At 64.5% G+C, this 16,172-nt stretch carries 16 protein-coding genes and 1 tRNA gene; 7 read left to right on the top strand and 10 right to left on the bottom strand.

Features of this window, described 5'->3' with window-relative positions:
- The first annotated feature begins 27 nt into the window (after positions 1-27).
- The 3 genes from AC1D75_RS24985 to AC1D75_RS24975 are packed head-to-tail and all read left to right on the top strand — an operon-like array spanning position 28 to position 4,643.
- Positions 28-1,272, top strand: coding sequence for an alanine racemase (locus AC1D75_RS24985; RefSeq protein ID WP_495518411.1), 1,245 nt, complete (start codon positions 28-30; stop codon positions 1,270-1,272).
- Entirely contained in the window at positions 1,269-2,576 is a 1,308-nt protein-coding gene (locus AC1D75_RS24980; RefSeq protein ID WP_495518019.1) for a D-arabinono-1,4-lactone oxidase, read from the top strand. Before AC1D75_RS24985 ends, AC1D75_RS24980 begins: the two co-directional genes overlap by 4 nt.
- A gap of 24 nt (positions 2,577-2,600) precedes the next feature.
- The gene (locus AC1D75_RS24975) at positions 2,601-4,643 is read left to right on the top strand and encodes a neutral/alkaline ceramidase (RefSeq protein WP_495518018.1); all 2,043 of its coding nucleotides are present in this window, start codon (positions 2,601-2,603) and stop codon (positions 4,641-4,643) included.
- A 29-nt stretch (positions 4,644-4,672) separates the two neighbouring features.
- On the opposite strand, the gene AC1D75_RS24970 is transcribed toward AC1D75_RS24975, so the two are convergent.
- The 5 genes from AC1D75_RS24970 to AC1D75_RS24950 all read right to left on the bottom strand — a co-directional run bounded on the left by AC1D75_RS24970 (position 4,673) and on the right by AC1D75_RS24950 (position 9,361).
- Positions 4,673-5,314 (bottom strand): hypothetical protein, encoded by a 642-nt coding sequence (locus AC1D75_RS24970; protein ID WP_495518017.1) that lies wholly within the window; start codon positions 5,312-5,314, stop codon positions 4,673-4,675.
- Positions 5,314-6,963 carry a peptide chain release factor 3 gene (locus AC1D75_RS24965; protein WP_495518016.1) on the bottom strand — a complete coding sequence of 550 codons (1,650 nt, stop codon included), beginning with the start codon at positions 6,961-6,963 and terminating at the stop codon, positions 5,314-5,316. Before AC1D75_RS24965 ends, AC1D75_RS24970 begins: the two co-directional genes overlap by 1 nt.
- Before the next feature lie 104 nt (positions 6,964-7,067).
- On the bottom strand, positions 7,068-8,084 hold the full coding sequence (locus AC1D75_RS24960) for a beta-ketoacyl-ACP synthase III (protein ID WP_495518015.1): 1,017 nt from the start codon (positions 8,082-8,084) through the stop codon (positions 7,068-7,070).
- Between the two features lie 99 nt (positions 8,085-8,183).
- Entirely contained in the window at positions 8,184-8,759 is a 576-nt protein-coding gene (pth, locus tag AC1D75_RS24955; RefSeq protein ID WP_495518014.1) for an aminoacyl-tRNA hydrolase, read from the bottom strand.
- Complete coding sequence (locus tag AC1D75_RS24950) at positions 8,756-9,361, bottom strand: TetR/AcrR family transcriptional regulator (RefSeq protein WP_495518013.1); 606 nt, start codon at positions 9,359-9,361, stop codon at positions 8,756-8,758. The genes pth and AC1D75_RS24950 overlap by 4 nt, the downstream gene beginning before the upstream one ends.
- Before the next feature lie 82 nt (positions 9,362-9,443).
- Here AC1D75_RS24950 and AC1D75_RS24945 point away from each other — a divergent pair, with 82 nt between their 5' ends.
- The gene (locus tag AC1D75_RS24945; protein ID WP_495518012.1) at positions 9,444-10,478 is read left to right on the top strand and encodes a DMT family transporter; all 1,035 of its coding nucleotides are present in this window, start codon (positions 9,444-9,446) and stop codon (positions 10,476-10,478) included.
- A gap of 3 nt (positions 10,479-10,481) precedes the next feature.
- Here AC1D75_RS24945 and AC1D75_RS24940 read toward each other — a convergent pair whose 3' ends face one another.
- Positions 10,482-11,105, bottom strand: coding sequence for a 50S ribosomal protein L25/general stress protein Ctc (locus tag AC1D75_RS24940; protein ID WP_495518011.1), 624 nt, complete (start codon positions 11,103-11,105; stop codon positions 10,482-10,484).
- Between the two features lie 228 nt (positions 11,106-11,333).
- On the opposite strand from AC1D75_RS24940, the gene AC1D75_RS24935 reads away from it, so the two are divergent.
- Entirely contained in the window at positions 11,334-11,816 is a 483-nt protein-coding gene (locus AC1D75_RS24935) for a limonene-1,2-epoxide hydrolase family protein (protein WP_495518010.1), read from the top strand.
- A gap of 85 nt (positions 11,817-11,901) precedes the next feature.
- On the opposite strand, the gene arsC is transcribed toward AC1D75_RS24935, so the two are convergent.
- The 3 genes from arsC to glmU are packed head-to-tail and all read right to left on the bottom strand — an operon-like array spanning position 11,902 to position 14,736.
- Entirely contained in the window at positions 11,902-12,243 is a 342-nt protein-coding gene (arsC, locus tag AC1D75_RS24930) for an arsenate reductase (glutaredoxin) (protein ID WP_495518009.1), read from the bottom strand.
- A gap of 13 nt (positions 12,244-12,256) precedes the next feature.
- The gene (locus tag AC1D75_RS24925; RefSeq protein WP_495518008.1) at positions 12,257-13,237 is read right to left on the bottom strand and encodes a ribose-phosphate diphosphokinase; all 981 of its coding nucleotides are present in this window, start codon (positions 13,235-13,237) and stop codon (positions 12,257-12,259) included.
- Positions 13,234-14,736: a bifunctional UDP-N-acetylglucosamine diphosphorylase/glucosamine-1-phosphate N-acetyltransferase GlmU gene (gene glmU / locus AC1D75_RS24920; RefSeq protein WP_495518007.1), complete on the bottom strand. Its 1,503-nt coding sequence runs from the start codon at positions 14,734-14,736 to the stop codon at positions 13,234-13,236. The genes AC1D75_RS24925 and glmU overlap by 4 nt, the downstream gene beginning before the upstream one ends.
- A gap of 157 nt (positions 14,737-14,893) precedes the next feature.
- Here glmU and fabG point away from each other — a divergent pair, with 157 nt between their 5' ends.
- Complete coding sequence (fabG, locus tag AC1D75_RS24915; protein WP_495518006.1) at positions 14,894-15,649, top strand: 3-oxoacyl-ACP reductase FabG; 756 nt, start codon at positions 14,894-14,896, stop codon at positions 15,647-15,649.
- A 147-nt stretch (positions 15,650-15,796) separates the two neighbouring features.
- Positions 15,797-15,868, top strand: a tRNA-Gln gene (locus tag AC1D75_RS24910).
- 19 nt (positions 15,869-15,887) lie between these two features.
- Here AC1D75_RS24910 and AC1D75_RS24905 read toward each other — a convergent pair.
- The gene (locus AC1D75_RS24905) at positions 15,888-16,112 is read right to left on the bottom strand and encodes a hypothetical protein (RefSeq protein WP_495518005.1); all 225 of its coding nucleotides are present in this window, start codon (positions 16,110-16,112) and stop codon (positions 15,888-15,890) included.
- Between the last annotated feature and the right edge of the window lie 60 nt (positions 16,113-16,172).

Genomic DNA, 16,172 nt, shown 5'->3' with positions numbered 1-16,172 from the left:
CCTGATCTCGATCTGGCCTCGTCGACCATGCGCCCCGATTGGCCATGGGCGGCCGACCCCGAATCATATTGGGGTGCAATCGATACGGCGGTCCGAGACTACGGCGACCCGGATGGCCCGGTCGCGGTGCTGGAGCTGACGGCGCTGCGGCACAACCTGGCTGATCTGCGGTCGCGGGCCGGCGGTGTGCCGATTCGGGTGGCCTCCAAATCACTGCGGATCAGGTCGGTCATCGAGCAGGTCCTGGCGGCGGACGGATTTTCCGGTGTGCTGGCCTACGATGTGGCAGAAGCGCATCGGCTGGCAACGGCCGGTGACGTCGGTGATGTTCTCGTCGGATATCCCAGTAGCAGTCGGCATGCGATCTCGCGCCTGGCGGCCGATCCGGTCGCCGCGGAGCGGGTCACGCTGCTGGTCGATTCGGTGGCGCAGCTCGACCTCATCGAAGCGGCCAGAACCCGATCGGGTCTGCCCGGGGCCGCCGGCCCACTGCGGATCGCCATCGACCTCGACGCCTCGTACAAAGCACCCTTGATCGGGCACGTCGGCGTTCGCAGGTCTCCGGTCCGGACCGTCACCGAGGCGGTCGACCTGGCCACCGAAGTCGTCAACCGCGCCGGGATGAGGCTTGTCGGCCTGATGTCCTATGAGGCGCAGGTGGCAGGCATCGGCGATGAGATCGCCGGAAAGCGACTGCGTAACAACCTCATCAGCGATCTTCAGCGTCGTTCGATGGAAGAGCTGATCGGCCGCCGATGCCAGGTGGTCGCAGCGGTCAGGCAGATCGCCGACCTCGAGTTCGTGAACGCCGGGGGCACAGGCTCGATCGAAGCCACCGCTGCCGATCCCTCGGTGACGGATATCGCTGCCGGTAGCGGCTTCTTCGGTGGGCATCTCTTCGACACCTATTCGCATTTCAAACCGGCACCGGCGATGGCGTTCGGTCTGGCGGTGGTCCGGATGCCCACCCGCGGCATGGTGACCTGCCTCGGCGGCGGATGGATCGCCTCGGGACCGCCGGGAAGCGATCGGCTTCCGCTGCCCACGTGGCCACCGGGACTGAGCTACCTCGGCCAGGAGGCGGCCGGTGAGGTGCAGACACCGTTACGCGGAAAAGCTGCGCATTCCTTGTCGGTAGGAGATCGGGTGTGGTTGCGGCACACGAAGTCCGGTGAACTCTGTGAACATGTGAACACCATTCTGGTGGTCGACCACGGGGTGGTCGTCGGCGAACTGCCGAGCTATCGCGGCGAAGGGAAAGCGTTTCTGTGAGCGGCCCCCGGGTCTGGCGCAATTGGGGCGGTACGGAATCGGTGATTCCCGAACAGGTTGTCCGGCCTCGCGGCCCGGAGGAGATCGCCGCGGTGATCGCGAAGGCGCGCGCGAGCGGATCGACGGTCAAACCGGTCGGGTCGGGTCACAGCTTCAGCGCGGTCGCGGTGGCACCGGGCATTCAGCTGGACATGTCGGCGATGAGTGGCCTGGTCGACGTGGACACCGATGCGATGCAGGTGTCGCTGCGGGCCGGGACAACACTGCAGCAGATCCCGGCTCTGCTTGCGCCGCATGGGTTGGCAATGCCGAATCTCGGGGATGTCGATGCCCAGACGATCTCTGGGGCCACCTCCACCGGAACGCACGGAACCGGACTGGGATTCGGCGGGATCAGCACCCAGATCGTCGGGCTGACGCTGGTGACCGGCACCGGCGACGTGCGCACGGTGGGCTCCGATGATCCCCGACTTCTTCAGGCGGCAGCACTGGGCCTCGGTGCGCTGGGGGTGATCACCGAGATCACACTGCAGTGCGTTCCAGCGTTTGCATTGCGGGCGACCGAACGGCCCGAGTCGGTGGACAAGGTCATCGACTCGTTCCTCGACAACGTCGAAACATATGACCACCACGAGTTCTTCTGGTTTCCGCACACCGGATTCGCGCTGACCAAGACCAACACCAGGGTACCGATCGACACCCCGCGGTCAGGTCCGGGAAAGCTGCGGCGTCACATCGACGACGACCTGGTCAGCAATCAACTGTTCCGGGGCATGTGTGCGCTCGGCGCCAGGTACCCGGCGGTGGTGCCGAAACTCAACTCACTGGCGGGCAACGTCCTGTCGTCCCGTACATACACCGACATCTCGACAAAGGTGTTCGTCTCCGCGCGTACTGTTCGGTTCCGGGAGATGGAGTATGCGATACCGCTCGAGCGGGTTCCGCAGTCACTGTGCGAGATTCGCCGGCTGATCGACGCCCGCCGCTATCGGGTCAGCTTCCCGCTCGAGGTCCGCGCGGCAGCCGCAGACGATCTGATGCTGTCCACCGCGTCCGGGCGAAAGAGCGGCTACATTGCCGTCCACCGCTATCACGGTGACCCGCAGGACGAATACTTCGACGACGTCGAACAGATCATGGTCGCCCATGGCGGTCGGCCGCATTGGGGAAAGATGCACACGCAGAGCAGTGCATATCTCCGCTCGGTGTATCCGAGATTTGGTGAGTTCCGGTCGGTACGAAGAGAACTCGACCCAGATGGAGTCTTTGTGAATCCGTATCTGGAGTCGGTACTCGACGGGTGATCAACAGCGAATAGGGGTGGATGTATGAACGGTGTTGGACCACGACTGTCGAGGCGTCAGATGCTCGGCACCATGGCCGCGGGCACGGTGGTCGCGGGGGCGAGCGGTTCGTTCGGCGCAAGTATGGCCGGAGCCGATCCGGCAGGCGGATATCTGGTCGGGGCCGGTCGCGCCGACATGACCGGTGCCGTTGCCGGGCAAGGGATGATGGGCTATTCGCAACCGGCGCAGGTCGCCGAAGGCCTGCACATGCGGTACTGGGCGCGGGCCTACATCATCGTCGACAACGCGACGGGTAACCGGATCGTTTTTGTCACCGCGGATTCGGCGTGCCTGTTCGAATCGATCCACTTCGGTGTATTGGCGAAGCTGAAGTCGCGGTTCGGTTCGCTCTACACCGAGACGAACGTCAACCTCAATGCCACACACAACCACAACTCGTGTGGCGGCACGGCGTGGGACTATGCCTACTCTCTCGCGGCTTTCGGATTCAAGAAGAACTCGTACCAGGCCGAGGTCGACGGTATCTACGATTCGATCTGCCGAGCCCACGATTCGTTGGCACCGGGGACGATCCGGCTCGGTCGCGGTGAACTCCACAACGCCAGCGCGCAGCGGTCCAGACCTGCCTTCGACCTGAACCCCGACCCCGACAAACGGGTGTTCCCGGAGGGGATCGATCCGGCGGTCACCGTGCTGCGTCTGGCCCAGGGCGGCAACGATATCGGTGTCATCACGTGGTTCTCCACCCATGGCACATCGATGGCCGATCACAACAAGTTGATCACCGTCGACAACAAGGGTTACGCCAGCCATCGGTGGGAGTCGGACGATCCTGGTGTGGTGGCAGCATTTCCCCAGACCAACGCCGGGGACATGACGCCCAACCTGAATCTGGTGCCGTTTTCGCCGTCGGGACCGACCAAGGACAATCGGGCCAACTGCGCGATCATCGGCGAACGTCAGTATCAAGCCGGACGGCAGGCCCACGCGGGCGCCTCCGGAATGACCAGGACCGGTGTTGATTCGGTGATCCAGTACGTCGACTTCTCCGATGTCGCCATCGACGGTTCGTACACACCGGACGGCAGGTCCGCCCGGACCTCGCCTGCGATGATGGGTGCCGGAGCGGTGGCCACCAGCACCGAGGACAACTACGAGCAACCGCTGCCGTTCTTCTTCGAGGGGCAGGTCAATCCGCTGGTCGCGGCAGTCGGTGGCCTCGATGCCCCGATCTCGCCGTGGATTCGGGATGTTCAGGCGCCCAAGCTGATCGCTGCACCCCTGGGGTTACTCCCGCCCGCGCCGTGGATTCCGCAGGTGATGCCGATCCAGATCATGCGCATCGGTGATCTGGTGCTGGCCGCAGCGCCCGCCGAGTTCACGATCGTCTCGGGGCTGCGAGTCCGGCAGATCGTTGCCGGTGCGCTGCGGGTCTCGATCGACAATGTTCTGCTGCAGGGCTATGCCAATGGATACAGCCAATACGTGACAACACCCGAAGAGTATGTGGCGCAACAGTATGAGGGTGGTGAAACGCAGTTCGGCCGGTGGACGTTGCCGGCATACATGCAGAGTTTCGACAAGCTGGCCGGTGCGCTTGCCGCCGGCAGGCGACCGCCGGGTGGTCCGGCGCCGCTGAACAAGTCGGGATTCCAGCCGGACCTGGTACCGACGCCCCCACCGGATGTACCAATCGCAGGCCGCAGATACGGGGACGTGCTCACAGCGCCGAAGTCGGGATACCGTGCGGGTGAGACGGTCTCGGTCGAGTTTGTCGGGGCGCACCCGAACAACAACCTGCGCCGCACCGACACCTATCTGGCGGTGGAAGAGTGGGTCGACGGGCAGTGGCAACGAACACTCGACGACAACGCGTGGTCGACGGAATTACATTGGTCGCGGCCACCGGGAAGTCTGGATGCCTCGGTGATCACCATCTTGTGGAACACCGATGGGGGAACGTCGGGTCGGTACCGGATCCGGTACTACGGCGATCATCGCACCGGCGCCGGAAAGATCCACGGCTTCACGGGTACATCCACCGCGTTCGACGTAGGTGTCTGAGTCGCAACGTCTTTTCCGGGTCGGCAACTCTATGGTTCGACGGTGAACCATCCCGAGACCGCGGCGGTGGGCAGGGGGGCCGACGTCGACGGTTCGGGTTCGGGGTCATCGAGTGGGGCAAGGGGATTGCCGAACACCGCGGTGACTGTGGGACAGGAGAACGAGCCGGCGACCCCGGCACTCGTCAGCGCGGTGAGGTCCATGGAGCAGTTGTCACCCTGGTAGGTGGTGCCGTCGATCGCCACCGCCACCTTGGCGACGACCTTGGTCCGCTGGGTGAGGTCACCGACGAGCATGTCGATGGTCACGCCGTCCGAACCGGGACCTTTGAAGAGGAACAGCAGACTGTCGATGGGGACAGCCGGATCGGCGTTGCCCCATCGGGGATAGCTGTAGCAACGGGCGCTTTGCCCCGGCACGGTCAGTGACACCGTGGCCGAGCCCGAATCGAAGGCAAAGCCCTCCAGCGTGTGATCGACAGGTCCGCTTGGCGACGTCTCCTGACACCGAGCAGGCGCCACTTCGGCGTCAGCATGTGACGACGCGATCATCGAAGTGGTCGATGACGACGTCGCGGTGGCGTCGGAGGGTTTGGACCCGTCACTGCAGCCGGTCAGGATCGCCGCGCCGGTGACAACCCAGGCGGCCAGGACAGAAGCCGACCGTCGCATCAGTCTGCCGCCGCCACCAACGGTTCCAGGGTGAGGTCGGCGTGCTCTTTCTCGATGTACTGCAGACGCCACTTGTCGCTGACCAGAGCGAGTAGGGCGCCGTCGCTACGGGTGAAGACCTCGAGGCCGCGCTGGCGGTTCAGTTCGTCGACGCTGGCCTCGTCGGTGCGGCGGGCCAGCGTATACGGCAGTGGCTCGAAGCGTGCCTCGATACCGAACTCGGTCTTCATCCGGGCAGCGACGACCTCGAACTGCATGGGTCCGACGGCCGCGAGTACCGGAGCCGCGTCGCCGCGAATCTCGTTGCGCAGCACCTGGACCACACCTTCGGAATCGAGCTGGTCGATCGCCTTGCGGAACTGCTTGTACTTGCCTGCCGACTCGGCCCGGCAGATCGAGAAGTGTTCCGGAGCAAACGACGGGATCGGCGGGTACTGCACCTTCGCGTCGGTGTACAGGGTGTCGCCGGGTGCCAGCGCCATGGCGTTGACCAATCCGACCACATCGCCCGGGTATGCGGTGTCGACCGTCGAGCGGTCGCGGCCGAACACGGCCTGGGCGTACTTGGTGGCAAAGGGTTTACCGGTCTGCGCGTGGGTGACAACCATCCCGCGTTCGAACACGCCGGACACGATTCGCATGTAGGCCAGGCGATCTCGGTGCGACGAGTCCATGCCGGCCTGCACCTTGAAGACAACGGCGCTGAACGGATCGGTGACCTCGCGGACGGTGCCGTCGATCGCGGCCCGGCCCTCGGGTGGGGGAGCGAGCTCGACCAAGGTCTGAAGTAGCTGCCGCACACCGAAGTTGAGCATCGCGGAGGAAAAGATCATCGGTGAGGTCTGTCCGGCCAGGAACAGTTCCTGGTCGTGGTCCTGACCCATCGCGGTGAGCAGTTCGCTCTCCTCGACGGCGGCGGTCCAATCGTCGCCCTCTTTGGCCAACGCGGCGTCGGCGTCCAGATGCTCCTCGGGGGCGATGGTGGCGCCGCCTGCGGTCCGGGTGAAACGGATGTACTCGCCGGTGCGCCGGTCGAGCAGGCCACGGAAATCTCCGGCGATACCCACCGGGAAATACAGCGGTGTGGGAGTCAGGCCGATGCGCTCGGTGATCTCGTCGATGAGTTCGAGTGGCGTCTGGCCCGGACGGTCCCACTTGTTGATGATCGTGATGATGGGGATGCCACGGTGGCGACAGACCTGGAACAGTTTGAGGGTCTGCGGCTCGAGGCCCTTGGCGGCGTCGATCAACATGACCGCGGCGTCGACGGCGGTCAGTACGCGGTAGGTGTCCTCGGAGAAGTCGGCGTGACCGGGGGTGTCGACCAGGTTGATGACGTTGACCTCGTCGACGTCGGCACCTTCGAGGCGATAGTTGAACTGCAATGCAGTCGAACTGACCGAGATGCCGCGCTGTTTTTCCATCTCCATCCAGTCGGAGACCGTGGAACGGCGGCCGGCCTTGCCGTGGACAGCACCGGCCTCGCTGATCATCCGGGCATGCAGCGCCAACGCCTCGGTCATCGTCGACTTACCGGCGTCGGGGTGGGAGATGATGGCGAAAGTGCGGCGACGCGCCACCTCGCGGGCCACTGCGGCCCGACTGGGTGCAGAACCGGTACCGGACGACGTGCTGACTTCAGAACTCACGAGGAAAGGCTACAGACCTCGCCCTATGCAGGACCAATCGCCACATCCGGCAAACCCCTCGTCGACCGTGCTGAAACGCGCCGCGGTCGACGAGGCGTTCGCGGTTATTCGAAGGGGACGGGCGGGAGTTTGACCACCTGGGCGGCGTAGCTCAGGCCGGCGCCGTAACCGAGGAGCAGTGCGGTGTCGCCGGGCTTGGCCTTGCCGGTGGACAGCAGATCTTCCATCGCCAGCGGGATCGAGGCTGCCGAGGTGTTGCCGGTGTGCTCGATGTCGTTGGCGACCACAGCGCCCTCGCGCAGCTTGAGGCCGCGGGCGAGCAGGTCGTTGATCCGGGAGTTGGCCTGGTGCGGGACGAACACGTCGAGATCCTGCGCGTCGATCTTGGCGGCCTCGAGGGCGCGCTGGGCGACCTTGCCCATTTCGAACGCGGCCCAGCGGAAGACGCTGGTGCCCTCCATGCGCAGGTACGGACGCTGCACGCGGTCGCCTTCGAGGAAGGTCAGCCAGTCGATGTCCTGACGGATGGCGTCGTACTGCGAACCGTCGCTACCCCAGATCACCGGGCCGACGCCCTGTTCCTTGGTGGCACCGAGGACAACGGCACCGGCGCCATCGCCGAAGATGAAGCAGTTGCCGCGGTCGGTCATGTCGAGAGCGACCGAGAGTTGCTCCGAGCCGATGACGAGAACGCTCGTGGCACTACCGGCACGGATCATGTCGGCGCCGATGCCCATGGCGTACCCGAAGCCGGCACAGCCGACGGTCACGTCGAAGGCCGGGACGCCGTTGGCGCCCAGAGCGGTGGCGACGGCAGTGGCCGCGCCCGGGGTCAGCAGCAGGTGGGTGTTGGTCGCAACGATCACGGCGTCGATGTCGGACCCGCTGAGCAGTGCGTTGGCGATGGCCTTGCGACCGGAGTCGATGGCCATCGTGGTCGCGGATTCGCCGGGAGCGCAGAAACGTCGGGTTTTGATGCCGGTGCGGGTGTAGATCCACTCATCGCTGGAATCGATGTGTTCGCAGATCTCCTCGTTGGTGACCACACGATCAGGTCGATAGGCGCCGATACCGAGAATCCCGACGTTGTTGATTCCGGTCTGGTCAGCGATGACTGGCATACGTTTCCTTCTTTTCGTTGCGGGCCCGATCTGTGTCTCGGCCGGCGCATGCTGCTTGTAACAGGCTAGATCAGGTTCATGTCGATGATCGAGGCCGCCTCACCACGCGTGGACGCGGTTCTGTGCGTCTTCCAGGCTGTACTCAATCAGCAACTCGATCGCGTCGGCGGCATTTTCCAGCAGGAGGGGCACTTCGGCGCGTTCTGTGGTGGAGAACGGTTTGAGAACAAAGTCGGCGGGATCCTGCCGGCCCGGTGGACGACCGACACCCAGACGTACCCGCAGGTAATCTTTGGTTCCCAGGACCTGCGAGATCGATCGCAAGCCGTTGTGGCCACCCTCGCCACCGCCACGTTTGAGGCGGACCGCACCGAAGTCGATGTCGAGTTCGTCGTGCACCACGATCAGTGATTGTGGTGGGGCCGAATAGAAGGCTGCCAGCGGTCCGACCTGACGCCCGGATTCGTTCATGAAGCAGGTGGGTTTGGCCAGCACCACTTGTTGCCCGGCCAGCCGGCCCACAGCCACGGCGGCACCGGACTTCTTGTGGACCTTGAACTTCTCGCCGAGCTTGCCTGCCAGATGGTCGATGGCCATCGCGCCCACATTGTGCCGCGTCTTCTCATAGCGGCTGCCGGGATTGCCCAGACCGACAATCACGATGGGATCTGTCACCGGCTCATTCTGTCATCCGGTGTCAGAAGGACCTCGGCGGTCCGGCGTGCGAGCTCGCAGGCATCACTCTGGGCCCCGGCGGTGCGAGAGACGATGCTGCCCTCATGGAGCAGTGTCAGTTGGCCGGCGAGGACGGCTGGCTCGGCGTATCCGCCTGCAGTGCAGGTGTATTCGAACAGATCGCGCACCCACGTCTTCTCCTCGACGATCACCGCGACGCCGGGATGTTCGGTGCCGCCGAGTTCCGCGTAGGCGTTGATGAAACCGCAGCCGCGGACCCAGGTGCCCATCCACTGGTCGGTGGCGTCGAACACCGCGAGCGCCTGGTCGCGACCGGGAGACTGTTCGGCGATGACATCGAGCACCAGGGACCGCCAGTGCAGGCTCCGGCGACGCAGGTACGCGACGATCAGCCCGTCCTTGGACCCGAACCGGTCGTAGATCGTCTTCTTGGTGGTGCCGGCGGCCTCCGCGATCGATTCGACCCCCACCGCGTGGATTCCGCGGCTGTAGAACAGGGTCCCGGCGGCGGTCAGGATCCGGTCGGCGGCCGGTGTCATCGGCGCCTCGGTCGGCAGTTGCAGTGCGGCGAGGGTGGTCATCGGGTTCCTCCGAACCGAGCGGGACGAGATGTGGCTCACATATCCACTGCAAGTATACCGACCGGTGTGTTTACCTGCCTGCATGGTCAAAGCATCCATCCTGCTCGTGCTCATGTGGAGTTCTGGATATCTCGGCGCTGAACTCGGTGCCAGGTACTCGTCGTGGCATATGTTGCTCGCCTGCCGTTTCGTACTCGCCGCGGTGCTGCTGATCGGGTTCTGCGTCGTTCGGGACTTACGGAGACGAAGCGGAGCGGAGCTCGACCCGTTGCGGAGACGAAGCGCAGCGGAGCTCGACCCGTGGCGGGTGACTCGAAGGGGAGTGGCCCGGCAGGTGGCGCTGGGTGTGGTCATGCAGGGGATGTATCTCAGCGCGATCGGTGCTGCCGTCCAGGCCGGGCTCAGCGCCGGGATCACCGCCCTGATCTGTTCGCTGCAACCTCTGGTGGTCGCGGCCTGTGCCTTCCCGGTTCTCGGGGTGCGGATCGGGCGGCGGGATTGGTTCGGCCTTGTGGTCGGCATCGTCGGCGTCGGTCTGGTTGTCGGCGGAAAGCTGAACACCGGCGGAGCGCCGTGGTGGGCATTCCTGCTCTGTGTTCTCGGGATGTTGGCGCTGACCGGTGGCACGCTGGTGCAACGAGTGTTGAACGCGCCTGAGCCGATGGCGGTGGCACTGGCCGTTCAGTGCACGGTTGGCGCGGTTTTGTTCTGGTCGGTGAATGTGGTTGTGGGCGACGTGATTCCGCCGGTCACCATAGAGTTCGCCGGGTCGGTGGTCTGGGTTGTCGCATTGTCGACGTTCGGCGGTTGGGGCGCCTACCTGTGGGTCACCCGCGAGGCCGGCCCGGTGCTCTCGAGCACCCTGCTGTTGCTGGTTCCGCCCGCGACGATGTTGATCGCCTGGCCGATGTTCGGTGATGCGCTCGGGCAATGGGAGATCGTCGGAGTGGTGGTCAGCGTGGTCGGGGTGGCGATCAAACTGCTCGGTACATCGGGCAAGAAGGCATCAGGCCAGAAGCGGGCAGGAGAAAAAACTCCGGCCCGCAACACCGAAGTGTGCGGGCCGGAGAAGTTGCAGAGCGCGCCGGAGCTGTCGCAGACCGGGCGGCGGGAGTGATCCCTACTCGGCGGCGGGAGCTACCTCGGCGGCTGCTTCAGCGGCATCCTCGGCGTCCGTCGTGGTGTCGGCGGTCTGTGCCTCGTTGACGGCAACGATCAGCGTCTCGGGATCGGAGACCAGGGTGACACCCTCGGGCAGCTCGATGTCGGCGGCGGTGATGGTGCTGCCGGCGCCCAGGCCCTCGACCGAGATGACGAGGTGCTCGGGGATCGACAGTGCGTCGGCCTCGATCTCGATGCTGCTGGCGTCGTTGGTGACGAGGCTGCCGGGGATGGCGTCGCCCTCGACGAGGATCGCGACCTCGACGGTGACCTTCTCGCCCTTGCGGATGACGACGAAGTCGGTGTGCTCGATGTAGTTACGGATCGGGTGAACGTCGACCTGCTTGGGCAGAGCCAGCTGCAGCTCGCCCTCGATGTCGAGTTCGATGATGGCGTTGAGGCCGTTGTTACGCAGGATGGCTGCGAAGTCGCGGGCCGGGACGGTCAGGTGCTTGGGGTCGGTGCCGTGGCCGTACAGGACGGCGGGGACGTTACCGGCGCGACGTGCGCGGCGAGCGGCGCCCTTGCCCTTTTCGGTGCGAAGGGTGACGGCGAGCTTGCTGGCGGTATTGGCGGTTGCCATGAGATGACTCCTCGATCGGGTGCTGGATTCGGGCCCGACAAGAAATCGATGACAGCCACAGTGCACCCTGGAGGGAGAACCACGCCGCGCCGATTACGGTGACCATGGATCACCCTCGCCGAGACAACGGCGCAAACTATACCGGTAGCTCCCCCCAAATCCCACTTCGCCTCATCTACCTGCGGTTTCCCCGGCGCTCTCACGGCTGTTGGCGTAGTCTCGGGCGGCATGACGGGGAACACAGAATCAGAGATCACGCAGGCGGGGAGCGTTCCGGTGGCAACCACACCGTCGGACACGGCCCGGAGGTTTCTCGACGCGCTTGCGCTGGGCGACCACGTGTCGACGTTGGCGCTGGTCGATCCGGAGATCGAATACGCGAATGTCGGCTACAGCTTCATGCGCGGCAAGAAGCGACTGGCCAGACTTTTTCAGGTGATGCACAAAACGCGCATGGGATTCAGCGTCAAGTGGGTCAACATCACGGCCAACGGATCGGTTGTGATCACCGAGCGGGTCGACGAAATCGCGTTCGGCAGACTCCGGATGCAGTTCTGGGTCTGTGGCCGATTCGAGGTCGAGAACGGCCTGATCACGGTGTGGCGTGACTACTTCGACCTGGTCGACTTCATCAAGGGGTCGGTGCGCGGACTGGTGGCGATCGCGTTTCCGCGGATCCAGAAGCCGCTGCCGAAGCCGACGGAAACCTAGGCTGCACAGACAAAAGCACACCGTCCGGTCAAAGGCACACGTTGCAACGTGTGCCTTTGACCGGACGGTGTGCTTTTTGTTGTGACTAGAGGATCTCGTCGACGGATTCGACCGGACGGGTCAGCCGGGTGCCCTTGTCGGTCACCACGAACGGCCGCTCGATCAGGATCGGATTGGCGGCCATCGCATCGAGAAGCTGATCGTCGGTGGCCCCGGCGAGGTCGAGTTCCTTGTACAGCGACTCGCGCTTGCGCACCGCTGCGGAAACCTCGATACCGGCGTCGGAGATCATCTTCTCGAGTTCGGACCGCGTCGGCGGCTCCTCGAGGTACTTCACGATGGTTGGTTCAACCCCGGCATCACGCAAGTGCTGCAACGTCTTTCGTGACGTCGAACATTTGGGATTGTGATAGATCGTAGCCGCCATCGCGTCTGTACTCCTATGCGCTTCCGTTGAAAAGACTTGTCACCGATCCGTTTTCGAAGACCTCGCGGATTGTACGGCCAAGTAGCGGTGCGATGGAGAGCACGGTGAGGTTGTCGAACCGCTTCTCCGGTCCGATCGGGAGGGTATCGGTGGCGATGACCTCGCGGGCGCCACAGTTGGCCAGCCGCTCGGCTGCCGGATCTGAGAAGACGCCATGGGTGGTGGCGATGACAACGTCGCCCGCACCGGCATCCCGCAGGACCTGCACCGCGCCTGCGATGGTGCCGCCGGTGTCGATCATGTCGTCGATCAGCACGCAGGTGCGGCCGGCGACGTCACCGACAACCCGGTTCGACTTCACCTGGTTCGGCACCAGCGGATCGCGGGTCTTGTGGATGAACGCCAACGGTGCGCCGTCAAATGAGTCGGCCCACTTCTCTGCAACACGCACGCGGCCGGAGTCCGGCGAGACGATGGTGATGTTGGCGGTGCCGTACTTGCCCTTGACGTACTCGGACAGCTGGCCCTGGGCGTGCATATGGTCGACGGGTCCGTCGAAGAAGCCCTGGATCTGATCGGTGTGCAGGTCGACGGTGATGATGCGGTCGGCGCCTGCGGTCTTGAGGAGGTCGGCCACCAGGCGGGCGGAGATGGGCTCGCGTCCGCGGTGCTTCTTGTCCTGGCGGGCGTAGGGGTAGAACGGCAGGACAGCCGTGATGCGCTTGGCCGATCCGCGCTTGAGCGCGTCGATCATGATCAGCTGTTCCATCAGGTGCTGGTTGAGCGGGAACGGGCAGCTCTGCAGCACGAAAGCGTCCGAGCCGCGGACCGACTCCTCGAAGCGTACGAAGATCTCCCCGTTGGCGAAGTCGCGGGCGGTTTGGGGGGTCACCTCGATGTCGAGCTCTTTTGCGACCGCTTCGGCCAGCTCGGGATGTGCACGACCAGAGAACAGCATGAGGTTCTTCTGATTGTGGGTGGTGGTCCAGGTCACAGCGGGTCACTTTCTTGTTGCACGTTCTCGGTGTCGGAGAGTGCATCGGCAGCAGCTTGTGCCGATGGCGTTCCAGGCCGCTTGGCCTGCACCCAACCGTCGATATTTCTCTGTTTCCCACCAGAGACCGCGAGGGCTCCGGGGGGCACATCCTGCGTCAAGACGGTACCTGCTCCGGTGTAGACGCCATCACCGACATTGAGGGGTGCAACAAACATGGTGTCCGAACCGGTTCGGCAATGTGCCCCAATTGTGGTACGGCTCTTGTTCACGCCGTCGTAGTTCACGAAAACGCTCGAGGCGCCGATGTTGGTGCCCTCGCCGATGGTGGCGTCGCCGACGTACGTCAGATGAGGCACCTTGGCGCCCTTGCCGATGTTCGCGTTCTTCGTTTCGACGAACGTCCCGATCTTGCCCGCCTCACCGAGAACTGAGCCCGGACGCAAGTACGCGAAAGGTCCGACCTGCGTGTTTGCGCCGATGATCGATTCCGATCCGTGGGTCCGGATGATCGATGCGCCTGCGCCGACGGTGACGTCGGACAGGGTGGTGTCGGGGCCGATCTCGGCGCCGGTGGCAACACTGGTCCGCCCCAACAGCTGGGTCCCGGGCGCGATGGTGACGTCGGGGCCGATCGTGACGTCGACATCAACCCAGGTGGTGGCCGGATCGATGATCGTGACACCGCCGAGCATGTGGCCCGCCAGGATTCGCCGGTTCAGCTCGGCTCCAAGGGTGGCCAACTGCAGTCGGTCGTTGCACCCGGCAACGAGGGCGGCATCGTCGATGTGCTTGGCGCGCACCACTTCTGAATGCCGGTTGGCGATCTCTATGACGTCGGTCAGGTACAGCTCGTGCTGCGCATTGTCGGGGGACAGTTCTGCCAGTGCACTCCGCAATGTGGTGGCGTCGAAGGCGTAGACGCCGGAGTTGACCTCGGTGATGCGGCGCTGCTCCGGCGTCGCGTCCTTCTGCTCGACGATCGCCGTGACGGCTCCGTCCTGGGTACGCAAAACGCGCCCATATCCCGTCGGATCGGGCGCGGTTGACGTGAGAACTGTCACTGATGCGGCGGGGGCGCTGGTGTGGTCTGCGATGAGATCACTCAGCGTCGGGCCGTCGAGAAGTGGGACGTCGGCGGCGGTGACGAGAACGGTGCCGTCGAAGTCGTCGGGCAGTGCCGCCAGCCCGGCCCGGACGGCGTCGCCGGTGCCGTTCTGCTGCTCCTGAACCGCGGTGTGGACGTCGCGGCCGAGGGTGGCGGCGATGTCATCGCAGGCGCTGCTGACCTTCTCGCGATCGTGACCGACCACGACAACCAGGTGATCAGGCGCGATGCCGGCTGCGGCGTGCAGAGCATGGGACAGCAGCGAGCGCCCACCGATCGCGTGTAGGACCTTCGGGGTGGCCGACTTCATGCGGGTGCCTGCGCCCGCGGCGAGGATCAGGACGGCGGTTGGCCCGGGGGCCGAGCGCGCGGATTCAGGTGCCACGGACATAGGACTCCCTTGGCGGTTGGAGGCGGGGAACGGCCCGATCCTACGCACCTTTCGGGGGCACTTGATACAACTGGTGGACCATCGGCAGGCCGCTCGGACCGTTGTTGACCGGTCACCTGGCGATCGTCATCCGTAGTTCTTCGACAAGGGAGTTGTTGTGAGCGAGCAGAGAACAGCGATCGTCACCGGCGCGGCACGTGGGATCGGGGCAGCGGTTGCGAAACGCCTGTCGGCCGATGGATATGCCGTGGCGGTCCTGGATCTCGACGAGACGAGTTGCGGCGACACCGTCAAAGCGATCACCGACGCAGGCGGCAAAGCGATCGCCGTCGGCGCCAACGTCGCCGACGAGGCTGCCGTCGCCGCGGCCGTCGAGAAAGTCGCCGCCGAGCTGGGCGCGCCGACCATCCTCGTCAACAACGCCGGTATCACCCGCGACAACATGTTGTTCAAAATGTCGGTCGACGACTGGGATTCGGTCATGAACGTCCACCTGCGTGGTGCGTTCCTGATGTCGCGGGCTGTGCAGCAGCACATGGTCGCGGCCAAGTTCGGCCGGGTCGTCAACCTGTCGAGTGTGTCGGCGCTCGGTAACCGTGGTCAGGCGAACTACTCCGCGGCCAAGGCCGGGATGCAGGGATTCACCAAGACCCTTTCGATCGAGCTCGGCAAGTTCGGCGTGACGGCCAATGCCATCGGACCGGGTTTCATCGAGACCGAGATGACCGCCGCGACCGCCGAACGCGTCGGTGTTCCATTCGAGGATTACAAGGCCGCAGCGGCATCCCAGATCCCGGTTGCCCGGGTCGGCCAACCCGAGGACATCGCACACACCGTGTCATTCCTGGCCAGCGAGGGTGCCGGATTTGTCACCGGCCAGGTCATCTACGTCGCAGGCGGTCCCCGCGACTGATCGACCGCCAGACGCTCCACCTCTACGAAGACGCTCCACAAATATGTGGAGCGTCTTCGTAAACCCGGAGCGTCTGCGAGGTGGTTGTCGGGCACCGCGAGCCGGTTGTGGGTTCCGGTGAGTCTCATGGCACAATCGTGAGCGCAATCCGCCATGGTGTAATCGGCAACACTCCTGATTTTGGTTCAGGTATTCCAGGTTCGAGTCCTGGTGGCGGAGCAACGTATTGACCGGGTGACTACCGCGCGCGGAACAGTGGGTAGGCCTCGATCGAGGCGATCGTTCCGGTTGGTCCCACCGCCCAGTGTTCGAGTTTCCAGCCCTCGGACTCGATTGCTGTGATCAGCTCGGCCCACTTCTTCGCGTTCCCGCCGAGTTCTGGCGTGAAGATCACTTCGTTGTTGTGCCGTGCTTCGCGTGCAGCGGTACGAATCTTGTCGTTCTTGTTCTGCCCAAATGCCATCGCACGAATCTATCCGTCCGGTCGGCGAGGCAGGCCCGACCGCGCCGGGATCTAACTGAT

The organism is Williamsia sp. Y712, assembly GCF_059445525.1.
Note: the sequence above shows the minus strand (reverse complement) of the source record. Positions and strands in the feature narration are given on the sequence as shown.